The sequence below is a fragment of the Pseudomonas sp. D4-21 genome (assembly GCF_051132125.1).
Taxonomy (GTDB): Bacteria; Pseudomonadota; Gammaproteobacteria; order Pseudomonadales; family Pseudomonadaceae; genus Aquipseudomonas.
This window is the reverse complement of the sequence record NZ_CP071664.1, coordinates 573845-597824: the sequence shown is the minus strand read 5'-3', so window position 1 is coordinate 597824 and position 23980 is coordinate 573845. Positions and strand designations below refer to the sequence as shown.

The following is a 23980-nucleotide window of genomic DNA, read 5'->3' as shown; positions in this document are numbered from 1 at the left end:
GAGCATAGCCTTGGCCTCGTATTCAGGCGATGTCCTGGGTGGGAACATGCAAGCCCATGGCATGAAGACGCGCGTAATAGCCATTTTGCGCGAGCAGTTCGCCATGGGTGCCGCGTTCGACGATGCGCCCCTGGTCCATGACCAGGATCATGTCGGCCTTTTCGATGGTCGACAGCCGATGCGCAATGACCAGGGTCGTACGGCCTTTCATGACTTGGTCCAGCGCGGCCTGGATATGCCGCTCGGACTCGGTGTCCAGTGCCGAGGTGGCCTCATCGAGGATCAACAGCGGCGCGTTTTTCAACAATGCCCGGGCAATCGCCAGCCGTTGGCGCTGGCCACCGGACAACAGCACGCCGTTTTCGCCGACCTCGGTGTCCAGGCCGTGGGGAAGCTGCGCGATGAAGTCCATCGCGTAGGCGTCCTGGGCGGCTTTTTCGATGTCGGCCCGCGGCGCGCCGGCCAGGTCGCCGTAGGCGATATTGTTGGCCACCGTATCGTTGAACAACGTGACGTGCTGGGTCACCTGGGCCACATGCCGGCGCAGGTTGCGCAGTCGATAATCTTCGATTTCCACGTCATCGAGCAGGATCTGACCGACTTCGTGGTGATAGAAACGCGGGATCAGGCTGGCCAGGGTCGACTTGCCGCTGCCCGACCGCCCTACCAGGGCGATCATCTGCCCAGGGTCAGCGGTGAAGCTGATGTCCTTGAGCACTTCCCGATCGGCGCCAGGGTAGGTAAAGCTCAGGTTGCGCACATCGAGACGGCCGCTCACGCGCTCCTGCTCGACCGTGCCTTTATCCACTTCGGGCTCGACGTCCAGTTGCTCGAAGATGCTTTCGGCGCCCGCCACGCCCTTCTGGATCGTGGAGCTGACTTCCGAGAGTTGGCGAATCGGCTTGGGCAGCAGGCCCGCCGCGGTGATGTAGGCCACCAGATCGCCCGCTGTCGCGTCACCGCGCAGGAACAGTACCAGGAACATCAGCGCGGCCATGGCGGTGTAAATCACCAATTGCAGCATCGGCGTGTAGACCGCGCCGGTGCGGGTCATGCGCAGTTGTTTGTCGGTATTGCCTTGGCTGGCGCTGGCAAAACGCTGTTCTTCATAGGCCTCGCCACCGAAGCTGCGCACCACCCGATAACCCTGGATGGTCTCGGAGGCGACGTGGGTCACGTCGCCCATGGCCACCTGGATCTTTTTGCTTTGCTTGCGGAATTTCTTGCTAGTGCTGCTGACCATCACTGCAATCAATGGCAGGATCGCCAGCATCACCAAGGTCAGTTTCCAGTTCATCCACACAAGGTAAGCGAAGAGGAACACCACGGTGAGGCCTTCGCGAATCACCACCTTGATGGCGTCCGTGGCAGCACCGGTGACCATGGTCACGTTGAAGGTGATCCGAGAAATCAGATGACCGGAATTGTGGGTGTCGAAATAGCGGTTGGGCAGGACCAGCAGCTTGTTGAACAACTCGACCCGCAGATCATGCACCAGCCCCAGCGAGACCTTGGCCAGGTAATAGTTGCCCAGGAACGACCCCAGGCCCTGCCAGGCAGCGATCAGGATGATCAGCAGCGGCACGGCCATCAGCAGCTTCAAATCCTTGAGATACGGCACGCTGGGAAACAGTACCGCATCGGGATTGCTCAACCCGTCGACAAAATATTTGAGTATCCCGGCCAGCATGGGCTGGGTGGACGCAAATATCACGAAGCCCACGATACTCAGCAGGAAAATGCCCAAGTAGGGTTTGACGTATCCCAGCAGCCGGAAATAGATTTTCAGGCTGGAATCCTGTTCCGCTTTAGGCGGTGCGTCACTCATCGTCGAGCTCACTGGTTAGGAAGAGCGCGGGATTTTATCACAGCCATCGGGATTGGCCCGCGCCCAGGTCAAAAGGCTGGCCATGCCGACCGGCAGCCAAGTGATGAACCACTCGGCGCGCGGGGTGCCCGTCAGGCTCGCCGCGTCGAACTGCATCGCCAGGAACGAAAACACCCACATGCCCAGCACGCCTCGGCCCAGCAGGGTGTCACGGGCACGCCAGGCCTCGCGCAGCACCGCGAACCAGACCACGCACCATATCAACATTCCGGGCAGGCCCAACTGAATGGCAACGTGGGTGAACAGGTTATGCGAGTGGTCGAACAAACGGCCACCGACAGGAACCCGGTAGTCGCCTGCCAATCCCAGACCACCCCAGGGATGCTCGGAAATAATCTGCAGGCTGGACGCAAAAATTTCCGGACGATAGGAAGCTCCGCGGGCCATCACCAAGGGTTCCAGCAACCAGAAAGTCACCATCGCCAGCACCAGCGCCGCGGCGGCAATCAAACGAGTACGCGAGTCCCGGCAGTAAAGCGGCATGGCCAGTACGCTGAGCAACAAGGCCAGGGCCGCGCCGCGACTCTGGCTCATGACCACGAACAAGCCCAGCAGAGCCAAGGCCACGGCACAAACAGCTTGCAGCCCGATACGACGCGGCACCCAATGCAGCATCCAGATCGCCGCGAGGCCAATCACGTAGCCACCCAGGATCGGATGGGACAACTCGCCCAGCCCCTCGAGACGCGCCACCCAGCGCTGGTTCTCGATCCCATAGAAATGAATCATTGCCATCAAGGCCGTCAGGGCTAGCCCAACACCGCCCCACTGCATGATACGGATCACCCGCTCAGGTCGACCGTCAGCGAAAATCGGGAAGAACATCAGGAATATCAGGATGTACAACAACCGCTTGGCTTCGCGCACGGGCTCCGGCGACTCGGCCCAGAACAGGGTGATCAATGCCCACGCCATCAATGCCAGCAACGCCGTGTAGATCAAGCGCTGGGCGCGCCATAACTCCACCAGCCTGTGCCGCGCGGGCCAGGCGAACAGGATCGCGGGCAACCAGACGAATGCGATCATTCCTTGTTGATAAACCTTGTTGGCGGGTGCCAGTGCGATCGCCAGCAAAAACCATGACAAGCCAAAGGCCATCCATACCTGCGCCCAACGTGTTGCTTGCATCCAAAGCTCCTAATCGATGTACCAGCCAAACCGGCATGGTTAAAACAAAAACTTTTGGGCATCATGGCCCGCCACGGCACCGGTTCTTTCAACAAGGTTTCCCTACGATGCAATCCTCACGGCTTCCCCAAGCCGCTTTGAATCAATTGATTGAAGGCGCCAGCATTCTGGAGGCCGACAGCTACGGCCCAAAAGTCTATCTGTTGCAGGATGGAAACATCCTCAAACTGTTTCGCCGCAAGCGGCTATTTTCGTCGGCCCTGTTCAGGCCCTATTCGACGCGATTCATCAAAAACGCGGCCCGCTTGCAAGAACTCGGCGTACCGACTCTCGAAGTGCTTGCCTACTACAAACTGCAAAAGCCCGGCATGACCGCCGTACTGTATCGGCCGCTTCCGGGAAAAACCCTGCGCCAATTGTCGAATCAGGAGAGCTTCAGCTGGCAACAGCGCCTTCCGGACCTGATCGAACTGATCCGCAGCCTCCACGCCCGTGGTGTCTATTTTCGTTCGTTGCACTTGGGCAATATCGTCGTCACTCCGGAAAACACCCTGGGGCTGATCGATGTCGCCGACATGCGCTTCCTGCGCTCGCCATTGCCGCGCTATCTGGCGCGCCGCAACTTGCAGCATTTCGCTCGTTATATTGCGCGGGAAAACCTGAACGGGAGCTTTCCGATGCAAGCGCTGGAAAACGCCCTACTGCCTGCCTGAGATCAATTCCCGGGCGGTCCGGCAGAAACCCGCCCATGCCTCGTCAGGCGCCAATGCCTGGTATTGCGCCGCCGCGACGGCTTCGGCCGAAGCCTCTGAAGCCCGCGTGATCGCCTCGCCCCAGGCACTCTCATCGCCGGCAGGCGCATACCAACCGGCATCGGCCAGCTGTTCGCGGAACACCGCCAGGTCACTGGCCAGCACCGGAACGCCGGCCAGGATCGCCTCCTGGAGAATCAGGCCAAGGCCCTCTTCAAAGGAGGGGACCAGCACCCAGTCGAACGCTCTATAGAGCTTCGCCACGTCTTCCAGATGCCCCGCAAGCAATACCTTGTCGACCAGGTCCGGCTGGTCGATGCGCGCCTGCAGTGCTTCCCGTGCAGGCCCTTCGCCGACGATCACCAAGCGCCAGTCAGGCTGCGCGACAGCCGCCAGGGCAAAGGCATCGAGCAAACTGGCGAAGCCCTTCTTGTCCACCAGCCGCCCCACGGCGCCGAATATGCGGGGGCCCGCCAAAGGCAAGTGCATCCGGGCACGAGCCTCTTCACGTGGCAGGAGGCAGGCCTGGAATCCAGCCGGATCGAATGCACTGCGCAACGCAGTGACCGGCAACCCCAGCGCTTCCTGCAGCGATGCCGCCAATGTCTGCGACACCGCAGCCAGGGCCAGGCGCGAGGGCGCAAAGCCGCGCAGCAGATCCCGGCCCACGGCATTGAGCCGTGTCGCCCCGTGGAATATCACCACCACATGGATGTGCGGCATGTCCTTCAATACTGGCAACAGGGTACGAGCCACACCGAGGCCGTCGAGCAGGACCACTTGGGCAGCGCTGTCGAGCAGCGCCTGGCGAAAACGGCTGTGCATCCAGGGCCTGAACAGGCGCCAGAAGTGCCGCCCCTTGAGTTTCGCCGAGGTCAGGTTCCATTCACGCGCCGGACCCACGCCCTCCAGGCACGCAGATTCCGAGCCCTGCAAGAGCCATGTCCTGACAGGCATCGCCGGGTCGATTTGTGAAAGTATCTGGCGATGGACCTTATGCACCGAAGCGAATGGCGAACCGCCTGCCCACATAACATTAATAATGCTCATCGAGCAGCAAACCTTTGATCGCGGACCCGAACTCGTGCTTCGAGAAACTCAATAATTGATAAGCCAGCCAACACAGACTCCGAGCAAAAGGATCAGAAAGAGCTTGATTTGCTCACGGCGCCTGCGACGCGCCTTGCGCTGGCGTTCGACAGGTACTTCGACATGGACACCGAATCCGGTGTGTAAAACAGCATCCCCTTCGAGGGTGACCGCGGTCAAGTTCAGTTGAGCGTAACGAAGCGACAGGGCCTTTTCGCCACCAAAACCGGCAAACGGGGCGCACAACTGGTATTCCTTCAAACGGCGCAGGCCAGGGTTGAGGGAAAAACTCTGCCATTCAGGCTTGTCGGATATCAGTGGATAGCACGGCACGCCGCCGATCAGCTGACGCTCGCCCAAGCGAATGTAGGGACTGTGGACGCACAGGTCGTAGACATAATTGCGCAGCCATACCTGAAGAATCTCGGGCCGCAGTTGCAGGACCGTCAGAGAATCCTCCACGAACCCCGGGCGGTAGAACTCCCAGTCATCCTCGCAGTGGAAGATATACGCTGTCTTGACGTGTCCGTAGGCCAGATCGATCGACGCCAGCTGCCCCAGCTTCGGCCGATTGATGAAAACCGTGCAGTGCGCCTTCCAATGGGCAGGAAGGACCTCATGCACCCCATCGTCGCCCGCATCTTCGGTAATGAACACTTCGCGGATAGGCGCAGTATTGAAACGGTCGAAACTCTCGAGCGTCCGCTTGAGCAGGTCGAGCCGGCCGCAACTGGTGACCACCAGGGTGATGTCACTATCGTCGGAAAACTGCACTGAAATACCATTTAGTCAAATGCCACCCAGGTCGTTGGATGGCATCGCGGTTTTTGTTAAATGCCCAGTTTCTGGCGCAAGGACTCTAGCAGACTCAACGGTTCGCGCGGTCGCAGCGGAGGTTCCAGCGCTTCCACGATTTTTTGTCCGATACGCGCGAAGCTGAACTGCTCCAATGCCAGCCTGTGGCCGTTGCGGGCGATACTTTGCGCCAGTTCGGGCTCGGCGCGCAGCCGGGAAAGTTTTTCCTGAAGTTGCGGGATGTCCCGATACAACACCACGTTATGCATGTCCTGCAACCCTAGCGCCCGCGCTTCCTCGGCGCCTTGATCATAGGCCAGCAGCACACAACCGCAGGCCATCGCCTCGAAATTCTTGATCATGTACTCGCCCATGCCCACATCGGCACTGACGAAGAAGCGGATCCGATTGAGGGTTTCGCAATACTCTTCGCCGGACTTGGTACGGGTGACGACCAGCGGCTCGACGCGCGCCAGCTCGTCCAGCAATGCCTTGCGCCCGCTATAGGCGACGCTGTTGGTACTGCCGACAAACGCCAGCTCGATATCCCGCTCGCGCTGCTGGTCTTGCAACAGCGATTGATCATAGCCCTTGGGTACGAAAACCGCATCGAACCCTTCGGCACGCAAGCGTTCGGTCACCATGAACCCGGAGCTGATGACCCGCACCCACGGCAGGCGTCGGTAATGGGCGCTGAACTTGCCGGTGTATTTGCAAGGGATGTAGTTCTGGTAGGCGTCATGCTCCAGGATCACCAGGTTGGGGATCGTGCGGATGAACCCCGCCTGGCGGATTTCCTGCTTGAAGCGCAGGAAAAATACAATCCGGTCGTAGCGGGAGACGTCCACGTGTCTCCGGAAATAGCCTCGCAGGTTGCGTTGCTCCTGGCTGTCGAGCCAGCGCAGGTCGCACTCGCAATGGGCGGCGACACCTTCATAGAGCCGATCCAGGATGGCCCGTTGTTCTTTCTGCACCAGAAACAGAACTTTCATCGTCTTCCTTGCGGCACCGAACGACTTGATAGATAACCGGAGGCCTTGTAGCCCCCTGGGCCCTTAAAGCCGCCAGAACAGTTCATGACGGCGTACAGCCTTGCGAAAGAATTCATTCTCGCCATAGGGCGACTCCCGGCGCCCGGCCAACAGACGCTGGATACCACGACGCAACCGACGCTTGAACGGAGCAGGCGGCTGCAGGTCATGCATCATGCCCAGCGCCATGGCCTTGTCACGTTGCCCGGCCAGGGTCAGGCCCAGGCTGAACGGATGCATCGGCCGGGCCGGGTCGAAATGGGGCGGCAACGCGACGCCCATGCCGGTATCACCCATGGGCCAACGATCGTTGTCGTGCAGGTGGTTGGCGTATCCCAGCAGCACGGAGGGCTGCCACTCCAGTCCTTCCAGCGCCTGCAAGACAGCCTGGTGGGCACAAAGATGATCGGGATGCGGATCGAGCGTCGGGTGAGGCAGCACAATCACTTCGGGACGCGCCTTGAGCAGCACTTCGCGCAAGTCCGCCAGCAGGTTGTTCCAGGTCGGCGCGCCATCTGCATCGCCGGGCAAGGTAAACGGGTTCAGTTGGCGAAACAGCCGGGTATCGCTCAGATCCGCCTCGCGGGAGCCCTGGGGTTGGCCGGGCGCGGCTTGCATCGCCGCCAGTTGCAGGCAGAAATACCCCAGTTGCACGCAGTGTTCCTGCGGCACACCGGCCCAACGCGGCACGGCGAGGCTGTCCCAGGCGCGCAATCGGCCCTTGAGCCGCGCAGCTTCGGCACGTCCCAGGCCCATGCGCTGGTAATGTTGTGCTTCGATTTCCCCGGCCGTCAGGGTGACGATCCAGGCCTCTTCGGCCTGGCTGTAGAGTCCGTAAGCGGCCAGTTCCGCATCGTCGGCGTGGGGCGCGATAACCATCAGCCGTGGACGCTGTAGCTCCATCGGCGCAAACGACCACAGCATCGGCTCGCCCGACAAGCGACAAAAGCGTCCGCGCAAGCGCAATTCACCCCGGGACAGCACCGCGCCCTGCTCACTGAGGTTGAGGTAGCGCAGGCCGTTGACTCCACGCTCGAATGTTTGTCGGTCCGCCGCTTCACCGCCCGACAACTCGACGCTCGGATCGAAGAAACGCCCCAGCCAGGTGCTTTTGATCCGCAAGGCCAGGACCAGAGTCGCGCCGTCATCGAGAATCACACCTTCATCCAGGCGCAGTCGCCCTGCATTGAGGTGAACCTTCGGTTGCTGCGTGAAGGGGGGGAAATCGTACTGGTAGTCATCCTTGGGCGAATAGAACAGATGATCGGCGAACCACGCCTCGTGGGCTACCCAGCCCAACAGCGCCAGCACCAGCGGCAGCCACCAGGCCACCCAAACGCCTATCAGCCCCAATACGACAAGGGCGCACAACAGCCCCACGCGCTTGTTGCGACGATGGCGCTTGAGCAGTTGTTGTTTTCGATTCATCGGCGGGTTCATACGCTGAATACCGGCACGGGGTTGCACCAGCGATCCTTGTATTCGCGATCCGCCCGGCCAAAGGAAAACCGCAACGGCTTGCCCGCGGCCCGGGCGTGCTCCCAGGCGCCTTGCGTATTGAGGAAGCTCAAGACGCTGCCCGGGCTGAATTCGCGAGTCTGCGGGTCGACGCCGCCATTGATGTATTCGACGCTGATCCATTCAGGCGCTTCGACGCGATAGACCAGTTGGATGGCGATGGGCGCATCGTTGAGAAAAATCACCGAGCCGATCAGCAGCTCGCGCAGCAGCTCGACCACCTCGCCCATGCGCTCGGCACCGGTGGCGGGAAAACCCCAGCGACGCTGGAACAGATCACAGTAGATCGACGCCAACTCGGTACTGGAGAACTCGCCGACCGGCCGCACCTGCCCGCCGGCTTCCTCCAGAAGACGCAATTCACGGCGCTGGTTGTAGCGGAACTTCTTGGACAGTTCTTCCGGCAGGCGAGCCATGGCCAGCTGCTCTTTCTGCAGTTTCAAACCGCTGAAGCGACCTTCATTGAGCGCCGACAGATACCGTCCTCGATGACGCAACGGTGCCTGGGTGTCGGGCGCGGCCGGCAGGATCAACTCGGCATTGCCCAGGTCGAACAGGCCTTTTTTTCCGCTGCGCTTGAGCACGTCCTTCGACAGCGCCAGATCGCGGCCCCAGGTCGGAATTGCCGCCTTCAGCTCGCCGCCCTGCTCGAATGCCAGGTAACGCACGGGAATCCCAGCCAGGGCGGCCAGGCGCTCCACGACCAGGGGGTGTGTCGCCACACTGCCGCCAAAACGTTGCCACGCCTGGGCGTAGCTCGAGGCATCCGTGGTGGTCCAGCCGCGCTCTCGCCAGCCTTGGAATCGGTTGAGCATCAGTTCCTCGGCGCCAGTTCAGTCACTTGGGGCAAGCGCCAGAATGCCTCGCGTACGGCGCGATCGGAAAAACGTTCGCGCAAGCGCTCCAGCATCAATTCGGCGCATTGGCGCCGCTGCAATTCGTCCATCGCAGCCAGGTGTTGCAGCCCTTGGGCCATGTGCTCGGCGTCACCGAGCGGGAACAGGATGCCGACGCCCTCGACGACCTCCTTTGCGCCACCGCAGGCCGTGGCCAGCAACGGCACGCCGGCAGCCATGGCTTCGAGCAGCACCATGCCGAACGGCTCGTGATCAGAGCTCAGCGCAAACGCGTCGAAGGCACGGAAATAACGACGGGCCTCTGGCACCTGGCCGAGAAACAGCACGCGGTCGGCAATGCCCAACTCTCGCGCCAGAGCCTTGAGGTCCTGTTCCAGGCGCCCCTTGCCCAGAATCGCCAGTTGGCTGTGGCTTGGCAGGTACGCCAGCGCAGCGCCAAAACCACGAAGCAGGGTGGCCTGGTCCTTGTCCGGATGCAGGCGTCCGACGTTGCCGACAATCCAGGCGTTCGCTTCCAGCCCAAGGGTTTGTCGCGCCTGCTCCCGGGAAACCTGGCTGGCCTGCAAGGCCTCCAGATCGATACGGTTGTAGAGGGTCTGGATCCTGCCGACCGGCCATTTTGGCAGGCAGCGACGCATGTCGTCGCGCACGGCGTCGGACACCCCGAGCAAGCTCAGGCGCTTGCGAAAAACCTGGGCGAACAATCGGCGGGTACGCCGTTGATAATCGCCAAAGGCATGGTGCACGCCGATCACCGGCAACCCGGTGCCGAGCAGGGCGATGTAGATCGGCTTGAACCGGTGCGCGATGCAGAAACTGAAATTGCGCGAGGCGGCGATCTTGCGCAGATCGCTGATGGCACCCAGCTTCAGGCCGCGAATGGCACTGGAGCTGTACTCCATGAACAACACCTCGTCCGAGGCACAGGCAGCGGCAACCTCGGCGTCCGCCGAGCCGGTGAGAAACACCGTGGTCACACGATAACCGGTTCCGGCGAACAGACTGGCGTACTGACGGGCGCAGTCCAGGAACGGCCCGTCATAACCGTGGCAGAACTGCAGCACATGTCGCTCAGCCGAGCGTGTCATAAGCGTCCACGCCGTCCTTGACCACCAGGATGTCCTCCATGATCAGGTATTGCAGGTCGGAACCATAGAACATGTTCAGCGCGTCGGTGGGCGAGCAGATCATGGGTTCGCCGCGACGGTTGAGTGAGGTGTTCAGCGACACGCCATTGCCGGTCAGGACTTCCAGGGCTTTCATCATGTCGTAGTAACGCGGGTTGTATTCACGCTTGAGCACTTGGGCCCGGGAGGTGCCGTCTTCATGGACCACTTCCGGCACGCGGGTTTTCCATTCCTCAGCCACTTCGAACGTGAAGGTCATGAACGGTGCCGGGTGGTCGACCTTGATCATCTGCGGCGCAACGGTGTCGAGCATCGACGGGCAGAAAGGCCTCCAGCGTTCGCGGAACTTGATCTGTTCGTTGATGCGGTCGGCCACGCCGCTGGCGCTTGGGCAACCGATGATCGAACGACCGCCCAAGGCCCGCGGGCCAAACTCCATGCGGCCCTGGAACCAGGCCACCGGGTTGCCGTCGACCATGATCTTGGCGATGCGCTCAGGGGTGTTGTCGATCTTGCGCCACGCCGGCTTGCTCGGGTGACGGGCGCAGGCGGCGATCACATCTTCGTTGCTATAGGCTGGGCCGAGGTAGACGTGTTCCATCTTCTCCACCGGCACGCCACGGGCGTGGGACACATAAGCCGCCGCGCCCACCGCCGTACCGGCGTCGCCGGAAGCCGGTTGCACGAACAGCTCCTTGACGTCATCGCGGGCGATGATTTTCTGGTTCAGCTTGACGTTCAATGCACAGCCGCCGGCGAACGCCAGCTTGCCGGTTTCCTTGAGCACGTCGCCCAGGTAGTGATCGATCATTTGCAGCGCAAGCTTCTCGAACAGCGCTTGCATGCTGGCCGCGTAGTGAATGTACGGCTCGTCGGCGATGTCGCCTTCGCGTTTCGGACCGAGCCACTCGATCAGCTTTGGCGAGAAGTAGAAACCCTTGCCTTTCTCTTTATAGCGGCGCAGGCCGATCACGTTGGCGTAATCGGTATTGATCACTAATTGGCCGTTTTCGAACGAGGCCAGGCGCGAGAAATCGTATTTGCTGGCGTCGCCGTAGGGCGCCATGCCCATGACCTTGAATTCGCCATCAAGCATCTCGAAGCCGAGGAACTCGGTGATCGCGCCGTACAGGCCACCCAGGGAGTCCGGGTCGTAGAATTCCTTGATCTTGTGGATCTTGCCGTTTTCGCCATAGCCGAAGAAGGTCGTGGCGTATTCGCCCTTGCCGTCGATGCCGAGGATGGCGGTTTTTTCCTGGAAGCCCGAGCAGTGATAGGCACTGGAGGCATGGGCCAGGTGGTGCTCGACCGGCTCGATCTTGATTTTTTTCGGGTCGAAACCCAGTTGTTCCAGGCACCAGACGATCTTGCGGCGATAACGTTTGTAGCGACGATTGCCCATCAGAATCGCATCGAGGGCACGGTCCGGGGCGTACCAGTAGCGCTTGGCGTAGTGCCAGCGCGCCTCGCCGAACAGGCTGATCGGGGCAAAGGGTATCGCCACCACGTCAACGTCGGACGGCTTGATGCCGGCTTGCTCCAGGCAGAACTTCGCCGACTCGTAGGGCATGCGGTTCTTTGCATGTTTATCGCGTACGAAGCGCTCTTCCTCGGCCGCCGCGATCAGCTTGCCGTCGATGTACAGCGCTGCGGAAGGATCATGGCTAAGGGCGCCGGACAGGCCAAGAATCGTCAATGCCACAGGGGTCTAGCCTCTTATGTCTGCATACGGGCGACAAGCGCCGCGAAAAAATGATGTGCCACGCATCAAGGGTACGGGGCAGCTAAAGGGCGGGATTATAGCTTAAAAGCGATCTTAAGCCTCTAGCGGAGTCGTAGGGTTTACACGGTCCGTGGCGAGGGAGCTTGCTCCCGCTCGGCGGCGCAGCCGTCACAGGAACTGCAAATCGTTTTTTCCTGGTACTGCGCGTTGAATGGCGTCGGGGCTGCTGCGCAGCCCAGCGGGAGCAAGCTCCCTCGCCACGGTGAGCGGTTACACGATAGCCGACGTGTTATCGACTGCCTTCGGCAACCGCTGATCGATCACCCGATACAGCGCACTTCCCTCAGGCCAATTACGCATGAACCGTGCGCGATCCCGGGCGTAGGCTTGGGCGAAGCTGGCCTGGGTCCGGTGTTGGCACATGGAATCAAGGTCGATCAATGCCCAGCGGTCGTCTTGCCAGAACAGGTTGTGTCCTTTGAAGTCACCGTGGCTGATGCGCTCGCGGATCAGGTCGGCGAACAAGCGATCCAGCGCCAACAGCTCGGACTCAGGGGCTTCGCCGCTTTCCACATGCGGGGCGAAGCGTTCGATGATGTCCGGGCCAGACAGGTGTTCAGTGACCAGATAGGCGCCACGACGCAACCACAGGAAACGCTTTTCCAGCAACGCCAGTGGCTTGGGCGTGGCGATGCCGAGGAAGGCCAGCCGATGGCCTTCGCGCCAGGAATGCCAGGCTCGGCTCGGGCGCCAGAAGCGCTTGAGCCAGTGGGCGAAGCCCTTGATGTTGTAGCGTTTGATTACCAGGGTGCGACCGTTCGATTCGACCTTACCGACACTGGCGGCACCACCGGTCTTGTACAAGTGACCCTGGTCAAGCAACGCATCGGCATGCTCCAGCACCGGGACCATGGCCGTTTCTTCATCGCGACGAATAGCCCGCAGGCCGAACGGCCCGCGCTGCACGCTGAACAAGCTGCATTCGCGCCCGACCTTTTCAAGGAAGTCTTTCAGCCGCCAGGCGTGGACCTTGTCGATCTGTTTTTGCAGCGCTTCCATCGGCAGGGCGTGTTCGGCGTTACTCAACAGGTAATGCACCAGCAACTCTTCATTGAACGGCTCGATGGATTTTGGAAGCTGGGCGAAAAACACCCCCAGGTTTTCCAAGACCTTTTGCCGCGACAATGGCTGGCCGGGGGTTTCGGCGCGAATGCCGGCCCCATCGATGAGATAGAGCTTGTCGCCATGGCGCAGCAGATTGTCCAGGTGCAGATCTTCTTGCCACAGGCCCTTGCCGTGCAGCTGCGCAATAGCGCCCAGCGCCTCGGCCAGCACCGCCGTTTGTTCGTCCGCCAACATGGGGAGATGTTCGACCTGCTTCCAGGCATCGCCAAGACTCTCAGCGCCTTCCAGCAGCTCGAACAGCAGCCAGCCACCCTCGCCTTCTTTCAAGCCATCGGCCAGCAGCAATGGGGTCGTCAGCCCCTGTTCCGCGAGGAGGCGAACACCTTGCAGCTCTCGTTGGAAATGCCGCGGCGCCTTGCTGCCCACCAGTAACTTGGCCAGCACGGGCCGGCCGCGCCAGATACCGGCGCCGACGTAACGCTGCCCAGGCAGCACCCGCAACAGTGACAACAGTTGCAATTGCGCCGGGCCAGCGGCATCCGCCAGCTCCAGGCTCAGGGGCAGGCTCGGGCTGCGGCCAGCGCCTTTCAATTCCGACAAATGCATCAGCGGGTCTCCTTATGAGTGCGTCGAGCGCTCAGGCGGGCCAACCATCGATCGACCAGCGCACCGTCAAGCGGTTGGTCCAGATAGGTAGACAGCAGCTGACGCACATCCTCTTCACTCCAGGCCCGGGCCCGGCGCAGCAACGGCTCCAGGTCCTTGACCCGGTCACGCTGCCCGAACAGCAGCGGACGGGTCTTTTCCAGGTCGATCAACTGTGCCTGGTGACCGCCGGCAGTGGCCTGCAGAAAAATATGCTTGGGATAGAAACAGCCATGCACCTGATGCATGTCGTGCAGTCGCCGCGCCAGGTGACCACAGGCCTGAACGATGGTGGTGCGTTGCACGGTCGTCAGGGACGGCCAGCGCTCCAGGAGCGAATCCAGGTCATCCCAGCCGTCCAAGGCGCGGGTCAACAGAATCGCCCGAACCTCGCCGTCCACTTTCCGCCGCCCGTAGAAGACCGCCTGCAACGCTGGGATACCCAACTGGCGATACCGGCTGATGTTGCGAAACTCCCGGGAAAAACTGGGTTCGCCAAAAGGGTGCGATAGCGTCCGGGTCAGGTAATTGCTCTGGCGCTTGAGGTAATAACCCTGCCCCTCGAGCTCCAGCCGGAACACACTGCTCCAGCCATCGCCAGCCGTATTGGGCTCGTCCACTGCGTCCAGCTTGCGCAACCAGAGGGCTTCGAAGCTGTCCAGGCCATGGCGCTCCAGCAAGGCCCGGTCTTCGGCGGCCAGGAAATCGGTCATTCACGCCCCTCGAAAAATCTCACCACGTGGCGAATACGTTTCTTGTCGCACGCATCGAGCCGGTCGCGCTGGCGATATTGCAGGTAAAAACGCAGGCGCTGGGTGGCCGACAAATGATATTTGGCGACTTTGTCCAGGCATGCCAGGTCTTTGGTGATCCGGTACTTGAGCCAGAAGCCGCGCCAGAAGTCACCGTTCGGGCAGTCGATCAGGAACAGACGCGCCCGGTCGTCGATCAGCAGGTTGCGCCATTTCAAGTCGTTATGGGTGAAACGGTGATCGTGCATGGTCCGGGTATAACCGGCGAGCTGCCGGCTCACGCCATCGACCCAGGCGCGATCGTCGAGCCGCGAATCGTGCCGCTCGGCCAGGGCTGAAAGGTCTTCGGTGCGCGGCAATTCGCGGGTGATCATCGCGCCGCGATCATAGGCCGCACCCCGTCGTTCCAGCCCCCAGGCGACAATTTCCGCTGTGGGAATACCCCACTTGGCGAAACGCTTGAGGTTCTGCCATTCCGACTTGACCCGTGGCTTGCCCAGATAACGACGCAAGCCCTTGCCGGCGCCGGTATAGCGCTTGACGTAATAATTCACGCCGTTGCGTTGTACGCGGATCACCTCTGACAGTGGATCGCGGGTCAGGCGCTCGCCCTGGAGGGCGAACACCGCGTCGAGGCTGCCGAAATCCTGTGCCAGCTCAGCGTAGGCGGGTTCCAAATTCCAACCCGACATCAGAGCGCATCCCCGTACCGCTGTTTGCGCTCATACAGTTTCTTGGCCTTGCCTTCGAGCCAGGCCAGCAACGCAGCCTCTTGCGCCAGGATCTGGCGCAGCGGCTGCTGGAAATAGCCCTTGAGAAAACGCAGCTTGTCGCGCCGGGTCAAGCCAATGTCCAGCGCGGAGAAATACAGCGCCGCCAAGTCTTTGTTACGCCAGCGCGTGGTGATAGCCGGACGGGTCTGGGCGCGGTGCAGGTCGATCACCGAGAGTTTGAAATCCTCGGGCGTCACCGGTTTGTCGGTGTGCAGCAGAAAGTGGCAGATGTAGCAGTCGCGATGGTTGACCCCAGCGCGGTGCATCATGCCGGTCATGCGCGCCACTTCGGCGATCAGTGCTCGCTTTAGCCGGGGCTGCGGAGGCTGCTTGACCCAGTCGAGGCTGAAGTCTTCAAGGCTTATGGTAGGCGCCAGCTCCTCGGTAACAATAAAGGAATGCTGGTCCGCCGGATTGTTGCCCTTCTCTCCATAGGCAACGGCGGTCATGGTTGGCACGCCGACTTCCTGCAGCCGTTGGATGGCCTTCCATTCCTGGCCCGCGCCCAGCACCGGCAGCTTGGCGGTGAGCAGGTTCTTGAAAATCTCGCCCCAGCCGATGCCACGATGGATTTTCACGAAAAAACCGCGACCCTCTACCTCCGTGCGCAGGGTGCGCCGGGCTTCGAGCTCACGGTAGACCTCGCCCTGGAGCGCTTCGACTTCGACGAACGCATCGCGCCCGGCCCAAAGGCTCTTGAACGGTTCGGCCAGCATCAATTTCATTAAGCGTGCTCCGCCAATATCACATCGGCCGCGTGCTGCGGCATGCTGTAGAGGTCGGCCGTCTCGGCGAAGGCCAGACCATTGCGGCTCCAGGCCGCCCTCGCTTGCGGATCACTAAGCATCCGGCTCAGATATTCGGTCAACTGCGCCTGTTCGAACGGCTCATCCAGCACCAGGCCGCTGTCGGCCTCGGCGATGTAGTGAGCGTACCCGCACACCGCGCTGACCAGCACCGGCAACCCGGCCACCAGCGCTTCGAGCAGTACCGTGCCGGTGTTTTCGTTGTAGGCCGGGTGGATTAACAGGTCGGCACCGAGCAGGAAACGCGGGATATCGCTGCGACCCTTGAGGAACCGCACATTATCGCCCAGACCCAGCGCAGCGCTCTGCATCTGGAATACCTTGGGGTCGTCCTGGCCGATTACAAACAGCCGAGTGCGTTTTTTCAATTGCGTGGGCAGCGCGGCCAGGGCCTTGAGGCTGCGGTCGACGCCCTTGGTCTTGAACCCGGAGCCGATCTGCACCAACAACAAATCGTCGTCGGCCAGCTCGAATTCGGCTCGGAACGCCGCCCGGATCTCATCGGCATCGGCGGGCCGACGACGGTCGTGGGCAATGCCCGGCGGCAGCAGGTGAAAGCGCTCCAGCGGCGTGTCGTAGTGCTTGATGAACAGCGGCTGCTGGACTTCGGAAATCATCAGGACTTCGGTCTTGGCGTCCTTGGCGAACACGGCCCGCTCGTACTCGGCGAAATGCCGGTAGCGCCCCCAGCGTCGGTACAGCGAATTGCGCAGGTTCTGCGCCTTGTCTTCGAAGCAGCCGTCGGCGGCGTAGTACACGTCCAGGCCGGGCATTTTGTTGAAGCCGATCAACCGGTCCACCGGGCGCTTGGCCAGGTCGGCCTCCATCCACGCGCTGAGTTTCTCGTTGCGGCGGTGATTGAACAGCGCCTTGACCGGCGCCACCAGCACTTCGAAGCCGGGCGGGACGTCACCTTCCCAAATCAGCGTGTAGACGCGGATCTGGTGACCGCGTCGCTGACACTCCAAGGCGATGCGCATGAAGTCACGCTGCAGGCCGCCGAAGGGGAAATATTTGTAAAGGACAAAAGCCAATTGCATCAGCGCGGCTCCTCAGCCAATAACGTGCTCAGGTGGCTGGCAACACGCTCGGGATTCAGACGCGTGAAGCACAGGGGCTGCTCGCGTTTCAGGTCGAACCGCCGGGCATCTTCGGCGGTCGGTGGGTAAGTGCATTGTTTCTGCATGCACGGCGCGCAAGGAAAATCGCTGGCGAGATGAATCTGGCCCTTGCCATAGGCGCCGGTCAGCACGGGATTGGTCGGACCGAGCAGCGAGATGGTCGGCACATCCAGAGCGGCGGCCAGATGCCCGAGGCCCGTATCCACGGCCACGCAGGCCTGGGCACCGGCGAGCACCTTGCCCATGCCGCCCAGGTTCAATTTCGGCAGCACCAAGGCATTGCGCAGCCCGTTGGCGATGCGCTCGGCCCTGGCCTTCTCGGCCGGGTTGCCCCACGGCAGTTTCACCACCACGCCGAATTGCCCCATGCGCTCGGTGAGCTGACGCCAGTAGAGCTCAGGCCAATGTTTGGATTCCCACGTCGTGCCATGCAGGAACACCACGTAGGGGTATGGGCGCGGCAATTCAACCAGTCGGTCGATGTCCAGGCCATAGCTGCCCTGGGTTTGCGGCAAGTCATAGCCCAGCGCCAAGGCGAACAGTTGACGTACACGCTCCACCGCATGCTGACCACGAGCGACCGCCAGGCGACGCGAATAGAAGCGCGCCGCGAGCGGTTCACGCGCCGAATCCTTATCCAGCCCAGCCACCGGTGCCTTGACGTAGCGGGTCAGCCAGGCACTTTTCAGCAGGCCTTGGGCATCGATCACCAAATCATATTTTTCGGCGCGAATGCTCTGATTGAAGCGTCGCCATTCACCGCTTTTGAGGGTTTGCCAGAGGTTCTTGCGCCAGCGCCGGATCGCCACCGGGATGACCTTGCCCACGGCCGGATGCCAGGTAGGGATTTCGGCGAAACCCTCTTCCACCACCCAGTCGAATGTGATGCCAGGAATTGCCCGCGTCGCATCGGTCAGCGCTGGCAACGTGTGGACCACATCCCCCAGCGAAGAGGTCTTGATCAACAATACCCGCAAGTTACCGGACCTCCACGGGAGTGCCCTGCAAACGCTCCAGGGCCTCGTTCACCGCCAGCGGCATCAGCTGGCGCAGGCAGTTGTAATGGCCGAAGCGGCAGGTACGGTCGAAGCATGGACTGCACTCGATGCCCAGGCGCACGACTTCGACCTGATCGGCCAACGGCGGAGTAAAACCCGGCGAAGTCGAGCCGTAGACCGCAACCAACGGACGGTTCAGCGCGGCCGCGACGTGCATCAAGCCGGAGTCATTGGACACCACCGAATCGGCGCAGGATAACAGGTCAATCGCCTCGGCCAGGGACGTGTCGCCGCTGAGGTTGACCGACTCTTCCCGCAGGCCCGGAATCAGCCGCGAACGGATGTCTTCGCCCACCGAGTGATCGTTTTTCGAACCGAACAGCCAGACTTGCCAGCCTTCACGGATCTTCGCCTCGGCAACCTGGGCGTAATGCTCCGCCGGCCAGCGCTTGGACTCACCGAACTCGGCGCCCGGGCACAGGGCCAATACCGGGCGATCCAGGGTCAGACCGAACTTGGCCAGGGCCGTTTCGCGCGTTACCGGATCGATTTGCAGGCTCGGCCGAGGATACGGCTTGGGCAATTCGGCCCCCGGCTCGTAGGCCAGGGCCATGAAGCGCTCGATCATCAATGGATAACGATCTTTGTCCAGCGTGCGCACGTCATTGAGCAAGCCATAGCGAAACTCGCCGCGCCAGCCTGTGCGCTTGGGAATGCCGGCAAAGAACGGCACCAGCGCCGATTTCAGCGAATTGGGCAACAGGATCGCCTGGTCGTAGTGGCCGACCAGGGATTTGCCGATGCGCCGGCGAGTCGCCAGCTCCAGCACGCCATGGCCGAGCGGAAAGCTCAAGGCCTTGCGCACCTCGGGCATGCGCTCAAGGATCGGACGGCTCCATTCAGGGGCCAGAACGTCGATTTCGCACTGCGGATGACGCAGCTTCAGACACTGGAACAGTGTCTGGGCCATCACCATGTCACCGACCCAACTGGGCCCAACGATCAGAATATTCATGTGCTTTCCAAAAACGATACGGGGAGGCCTACGCCTCCCCGCCTCGAGAATCACTGTGGCTTAGGTCGTTGCCTGTGGCCTTAATCTACAACACACCGCCAATCAACTGTGGGAGCGAGCCTGCTCGCGATGGGGCCAGCACATCCAACATCGATGTCGCCTGACCCACCGCTATCGCGAGCAGGCTCGCTCCCACAGGGGTTGCGCACAAGTATCCAATACCGTGCGGCACCGCCAATCAACTGTGGGAGCGAGCTTGCTCGCGATGGGGCCAGCACATCCAACATCGATGTCGCCTGACCCACCGTTATCGCGAGCAGGCTCGCTCCCACAAGGGTTGCGCACAAGTATCCAACACCGTGCGACACCGCCAATCAACTGTGGGAGCGAGCCCGCTCGCGATGGGGCCAGCACATCCAACATTGATGTCGCCTGACCCACCGCTATCGCGAGCAGGCTCGCTCCCACAGGGGTTGCGCACAAGTATCCAATACCGTGCGACACCGCCAATCAACTGTGGGAGCGAGCTTGCTCGCGATGGGGCCAGCACATCCAACGTCGATGTCGCCTGACCTACCGCTATCGCGAGCAGGCTCGCTCCCACAAGGGTTGCGCACAAGTATCCAATACCGTGCGGCACCGCCATTCAACTGTGGGAGCGAGCCCGCTCGCGATGGGGCCAGCACATCCAACGTCGATGTCGCCTGACCTACCGCTATCGCGAGCAGGCTCGCTCCCACAAGAGTTCCGCATAAATATCCAATACCGTGCGGCACCGCCAATCAACTGTGGGTGCGAGCTTGCTCGCGATGGGGCCAGCACATCCAACGTCGATGTTGTCTGACCCACCGCTATCGCGAGCAGGCTCGCTCCCACAGGGGTTGCGCACAAGTATCCAATACCGTGCGACACCGCCAATCAACTGTGGGAGCGAGCTTGCTCGCGATGGGGCCACCACATCTAACATCGATGTCGCCTGACCCACCGCTATCGCGAGCAAGCTCGCTCCCACAGGGGTTGCGCACAAGTATCCAATACCGTGCGGCACCGCCAATCAACTGTGGGTGCGAGCTTGCTCGCGATGGGGCCAGCACATCCAACGTCGATGTTGTCTGACCCACCGCTATCGCGAGCAGGCTCGCTCCCACAGGGGTTGCGCACAAGTATCCAATACCGTGCGACACCGCCAATCAACTGTGGGAGCGAGCTTGCTCGCGATGGGGCCAGCACATCTAACATCGATGTCGCCTGACCCACCGCTATCGCGAGCAAGCTCGCTCCCACAGGGGTTGCGCACAAGTATCCAATACCGTGCGGCACCGCCAATCAACTGTGGGAGCGAGCTTGCTCGCGATGGGGCCAGCACATCCAACGTCGATGTCGCCTGACCCACCGCTATCGCGAGCAGGCTCGCTCCCACAGGGGTTGCGCACAAGTATCCAATACCGTGCGACACCGCCAATCAACTGTGGGAGCGAGCTTGCTCGCGATGGGGCCAGCACATCCAACATCGATGTCGCCTGACCTACCGCTATCGCGAGCAAGCTCGCTCCCACAGGGGTTGCGCACAAGTATCCAATACCGTGCGGCACCGCCAATCAACTGTGGGAGCGAGCCCGCTCGCGATGGGGCCAGCACATCCAACGTCGATGTCGCCTGACCCACCGCTATCGCGAGCAAGCTCGCTCCTACATTCAATCCTTCAACTCAGCCCCAGCTCTCGCCAGATCCGCATCACCTGTCGACGCTCATCCACGAACTGATCGCCTGCAATCACCCCAGTGTCTTTCTGCAAGGCCTGGCGGTGGGCGGCGGAGCGGTAGGCCTTGTAGGCTTCGCGCAACAGCGTGGCATCCTCGGCAGGCATCAATCCGACCTCCTGCAATCCGTCCAGGATGCGGATGTTATCGGTGTAGCGCACCAGTGAAGGGTACGCCTCGGACCAGGCCAGGGCCGCGTATTGCACCATAAATTCAATATCGACGATACCTCCGGCGTCCTGCTTGAGGTCAAAGGGCGCCGTGGCTTCGAAGGCATTCGGCGCGGTCCCGGCGGCGGTGGCCTTGCTGCCAAGGTTGTCGCGCATCTTGGCGCGCATCTCGCTGACTTCCTGGCGCAGCGTCGGCAAATCACGGGTGCGTCCCAACACCTGGGCGCGGACTTTTTCGAACGCTTGGCCGACGTCCTGGCTGCCCACCAGCACTCGCGCACGCACCAACGCCTGATGCTCCCAGGTCCAGGCTTCGTTTTCCTGATAGCGGGCAAACGCTCCCAGGGAACTGACCAGCAAGCCCGACGCTCCGGACGGCCGCAGACGCATGTCCACTTCATACAACTGCCCGGAGTTCGTCTGGGCCGTCAACAAGTGAATGATCCGCTGGCCAAGCCGGGTGAAGAATTGAGCGCCGTCGATGGGTTTCGGGCCGTCGGTTTCAGCCTGCGGGTCGCCATCGTGGATGAACACCAGGTCCAGGTCGGAACCATGCCCCAATTCCAGGCCACCGACTTTCCCATAGCCGACAATGATGAACCCCGGATCGCACGGGCTCCCATCGGTGCGCAACGGTACGCCATGCTTGGCGACTGTCTGGCGCCAGGCCAGGGCCAGCACCTGCTCGAGGATGGCTTCGGCCAGCCACGTCAGGTAGTCGCTGACTTTCATCAACGGCAGGCTGCCGGCGATTTCCGAGGCAGCGACGCGCAGGCGGTGGGCCAGCTTGAAATGCCGCAAGGCTTCCATCTGTTGTTCGAGATCGTCCTCGGGGATGCGCGTCAGCCGCTCGCGCAATTCCGCCGCCAGCTCAGGCGCCAACGGCGGCTTGAACAAACGGCCTTCGTTGAGCAACTCATCGAGCAACAGCGGAAAACGGGTGATCTGCTCGGCAATCCATGGGCTCGCCGCACACAACGTCAGCAAACGCCGCAACGCGCCAGGGTTCTCGGTCAGCAGCACCAGATAAGCCGAACGGCGGGCCACGGCTTCAACCAATGGCAATACCCGTTCCAGCACCAGGTCCGGATTGGCGTGCTCCACCGCCTGAGCCAACAGGCGGGGAATGAACGCATCCAGGCGCTCGCGCCCCAAACGTTGCATCGCGCGCAATTGCGGGCTGGCGCGCAAGGCAGCCAAGGCCCTCAGCGCCTTGGACGCATCGGTGAAACCGCCCGCCTCCAACTGGCGACACGCCGCTTCCTCATCCTGGCTGTCTTCCCACAGCGGCAGCCATTCTCCACCCACCGCGACTTCGCCTTCGCTGCCCTCTTCTTCGTCCGGATCGGCGATGACCTGGCCGAAATGCCAGGCCACGCGCCCACGCCAATGCATCAGCTGTTCGTGGAACGCCGACCAGTCGGCGAAGCCCAGCATGAACGCAATGCGCGCCTGATCCTGCGCAGTGTCCGGCAGCATCTGCGTCTGGCGGTCGGCAATGGCCTGGATCGCATGTTCGGTGTAACGCAGGAACTCATAACCCTGGCGCAACTCGTCGATCACCTTGGACGGCAGGTAGCCCTGGCCCTCCAATGTGCCAAGCACCTTCAACAACGGTCGTTGCTGCAAGCTCAGGTCGCGACCGCCATGGATCAACTGGAACGCCTGGGCGATGAATTCCACCTCGCGGATGCCGCCCGAACCCAGCTTGATGTTGTCGGCCATGCCCTTGCGCCGCACCTCCTGCTGGATCAACTGCTTCATGGTGCGCAACGCTTCGATGGCGGAAAAATCCAGGTAACGGCGATAGACGAACGGGCGCAGCATGTCGAGCAGTTGCGCGCCGGCCACCTGGTCGCCCGCCACCACCCGCGCCTTGATCATCGCGTAGCGTTCCCAGTCGCGCCCCTGGTCCTGGTAATACTGCTCCAGGGCATTGAAGCTCAGCACCAGCGCGCCGGCCGAGCCATAGGGACGCAGACGCATGTCGACACGAAATACAAAGCCATCGACGGTCATCGGATCGAGGGCCTTGATCAGGCGCTGGCCAAGGCGGATGAAAAATTCCTGGTTATCCAGCGGCCGCTTCGCGCCGACGGTTTCGCCGCCTTCGGGATAGGCGAAGATAAGGTCGATGTCCGACGACAGGTTCAGCTCGACGGCGCCTAGCTTGCCCATGCCCAGGATGACCATCTGCTGCGGCTCGCCACTGCGCCGGCCGGTGGGTATGCCCAATTGCTGGCTCAGGCGTTGGTACAACCATCGATAGGCCTGGTCGATGCAAGTGTCGGCCATGTCCGAGAGATCGCGACAGGTCTGGACCAGGTCCGCCTGGCGGGTCAGGTCACGCCAAATGATGCGCACCTGCTGGCGGGTGCGCTGGCGACGCAGCACGCGACCCAACTCATCTTCGGTTTCGGCGGCCTGGACGGCGGCGCCGATCTGCGCGCACATTTCACCGGGGGCCAGGCTGCGGTCCAGCTCGCCGCTGTGCACCAGTTCCAAGAGCATCGACGGGTCTCGTACACTTTGCTCGATGACAAAGTCGCTGGCCGCGACGACGCGATTGAACTCGGCCCAGCGCTGCGGCGTCCAGGCAGAGAGCCCATGGTCGTCGTCCAAGGTGGCGACCGCCGCGCGGAACGACTGCTCGGCCCGACTGACCAATGACTGGAGAATCGCCGGTATTTCGGCAAGCGAGGGCAGGCTCATGGTCTATCCTTGATCGGCGCGGGAAAGGCTGGATGTAGTGTTTTTTCGAATGCCACTACCTGATCGACTGTCGAACAAAGATGATAAATAGCTGATTTTCTGGTTTTATTGGCAGCCGGCATCAAGTTTTTACCTGTTCGAGTTGGCTAATGACCAACAGTAACGATTATTCTCACAACGAAACGAGGGGCCATA

General features: G+C 61.6%; 18 protein-coding genes. 1 reads left to right on the top strand and 17 read right to left on the bottom strand.

All coding sequences use genetic code 11. The features are described from left to right. Nucleotides 1-22 precede the first annotated feature (22 nt). Nucleotides 23-1828 carry a lipid A export permease/ATP-binding protein MsbA gene (gene msbA, locus J3Q04_RS02645; protein WP_434608126.1) on the bottom strand — a complete coding sequence of 602 codons (1806 nt, stop codon included), beginning with the start codon at nt 1826-1828 and terminating at the stop codon, nt 23-25. 15 nt (nt 1829-1843) lie between these two features. Next, entirely contained in the window at nt 1844-3016 is a 1173-nt protein-coding gene (locus J3Q04_RS02640; protein ID WP_420766156.1) for an O-antigen ligase family protein, read from the bottom strand. A 107-nt stretch (nt 3017-3123) separates the two neighbouring features. On the opposite strand from J3Q04_RS02640, the gene J3Q04_RS02635 reads away from it, so the two are divergent. Beyond that, nucleotides 3124-3729: a toluene tolerance protein gene (locus J3Q04_RS02635; protein ID WP_434611677.1), complete on the top strand. Its 606-nt coding sequence runs from the start codon at nt 3124-3126 to the stop codon at nt 3727-3729. Here J3Q04_RS02635 and J3Q04_RS02630 read toward each other — a convergent pair. The 15 genes from J3Q04_RS02630 to glnE form a co-directional block, all read right to left on the bottom strand. After that, nucleotides 3715-4818 carry a glycosyltransferase gene (locus J3Q04_RS02630; protein WP_434608130.1) on the bottom strand — a complete coding sequence of 368 codons (1104 nt, stop codon included), beginning with the start codon at nt 4816-4818 and terminating at the stop codon, nt 3715-3717. The two genes, J3Q04_RS02635 and J3Q04_RS02630, sit on opposite strands and share 15 nt — an antisense overlap. A gap of 48 nt (nt 4819-4866) precedes the next feature. Continuing rightward, nucleotides 4867-5631, bottom strand: coding sequence for a glycosyltransferase family 2 protein (locus J3Q04_RS02625; RefSeq protein ID WP_420766154.1), 765 nt, complete (start codon nt 5629-5631; stop codon nt 4867-4869). A gap of 56 nt (nt 5632-5687) precedes the next feature. Continuing rightward, complete coding sequence (locus J3Q04_RS02620; protein ID WP_434561000.1) at nt 5688-6644, bottom strand: glycosyltransferase family protein; 957 nt, start codon at nt 6642-6644, stop codon at nt 5688-5690. A 63-nt stretch (nt 6645-6707) separates the two neighbouring features. Beyond that, nucleotides 6708-8111, bottom strand: a complete 1404-nt coding sequence (locus tag J3Q04_RS02615) for a PIG-L deacetylase family protein (protein WP_434608132.1) — start codon at nt 8109-8111, stop codon at nt 6708-6710. 8 nt (nt 8112-8119) lie between these two features. Continuing rightward, nucleotides 8120-9016 (bottom strand): antimicrobial resistance protein Mig-14, encoded by an 897-nt coding sequence (locus J3Q04_RS02610; protein WP_420766151.1) that lies wholly within the window; start codon nt 9014-9016, stop codon nt 8120-8122. Further along, nucleotides 9016-10146 (bottom strand): glycosyltransferase, encoded by a 1131-nt coding sequence (locus J3Q04_RS02605; protein WP_434608134.1) that lies wholly within the window; start codon nt 10144-10146, stop codon nt 9016-9018. Before J3Q04_RS02605 ends, J3Q04_RS02610 begins: the two co-directional genes overlap by 1 nt. Then, nucleotides 10130-11887: a carbamoyltransferase family protein gene (locus tag J3Q04_RS02600; protein WP_420766149.1), complete on the bottom strand. Its 1758-nt coding sequence runs from the start codon at nt 11885-11887 to the stop codon at nt 10130-10132. The genes J3Q04_RS02605 and J3Q04_RS02600 overlap by 17 nt, the downstream gene beginning before the upstream one ends. Before the next feature lie 291 nt (nt 11888-12178). Then, nucleotides 12179-13639, bottom strand: a complete 1461-nt coding sequence (locus tag J3Q04_RS02595) for a lipopolysaccharide kinase InaA family protein (protein WP_434608137.1) — start codon at nt 13637-13639, stop codon at nt 12179-12181. Continuing rightward, nucleotides 13639-14391: a lipopolysaccharide kinase InaA family protein gene (locus tag J3Q04_RS02590; protein ID WP_420766147.1), complete on the bottom strand. Its 753-nt coding sequence runs from the start codon at nt 14389-14391 to the stop codon at nt 13639-13641. The genes J3Q04_RS02595 and J3Q04_RS02590 overlap by 1 nt, the downstream gene beginning before the upstream one ends. Then, nucleotides 14388-15122, bottom strand: coding sequence for a lipopolysaccharide kinase InaA family protein (locus J3Q04_RS02585; protein WP_434561006.1), 735 nt, complete (start codon nt 15120-15122; stop codon nt 14388-14390). Before J3Q04_RS02585 ends, J3Q04_RS02590 begins: the two co-directional genes overlap by 4 nt. Then, the gene (gene rfaP, locus J3Q04_RS02580) at nt 15122-15928 is read right to left on the bottom strand and encodes a lipopolysaccharide core heptose(I) kinase RfaP (protein WP_420766145.1); all 807 of its coding nucleotides are present in this window, start codon (nt 15926-15928) and stop codon (nt 15122-15124) included. Before rfaP ends, J3Q04_RS02585 begins: the two co-directional genes overlap by 1 nt. Continuing rightward, the gene (locus tag J3Q04_RS02575; RefSeq protein ID WP_434561010.1) at nt 15928-17049 is read right to left on the bottom strand and encodes a glycosyltransferase family 4 protein; all 1122 of its coding nucleotides are present in this window, start codon (nt 17047-17049) and stop codon (nt 15928-15930) included. Before J3Q04_RS02575 ends, rfaP begins: the two co-directional genes overlap by 1 nt. Next, complete coding sequence (gene waaC, locus J3Q04_RS02570) at nt 17049-18107, bottom strand: lipopolysaccharide heptosyltransferase I (protein WP_434608140.1); 1059 nt, start codon at nt 18105-18107, stop codon at nt 17049-17051. The genes J3Q04_RS02575 and waaC overlap by 1 nt, the downstream gene beginning before the upstream one ends. 1 nt (nt 18108) lies before the next feature. Beyond that, entirely contained in the window at nt 18109-19143 is a 1035-nt protein-coding gene (waaF, locus tag J3Q04_RS02565; protein WP_434608143.1) for a lipopolysaccharide heptosyltransferase II, read from the bottom strand. A gap of 1702 nt (nt 19144-20845) precedes the next feature. Further along, nucleotides 20846-23785: a bifunctional [glutamate--ammonia ligase]-adenylyl-L-tyrosine phosphorylase/[glutamate--ammonia-ligase] adenylyltransferase gene (glnE, locus tag J3Q04_RS02560; protein ID WP_420766141.1), complete on the bottom strand. Its 2940-nt coding sequence runs from the start codon at nt 23783-23785 to the stop codon at nt 20846-20848. Nucleotides 23786-23980 lie beyond the last annotated feature (195 nt).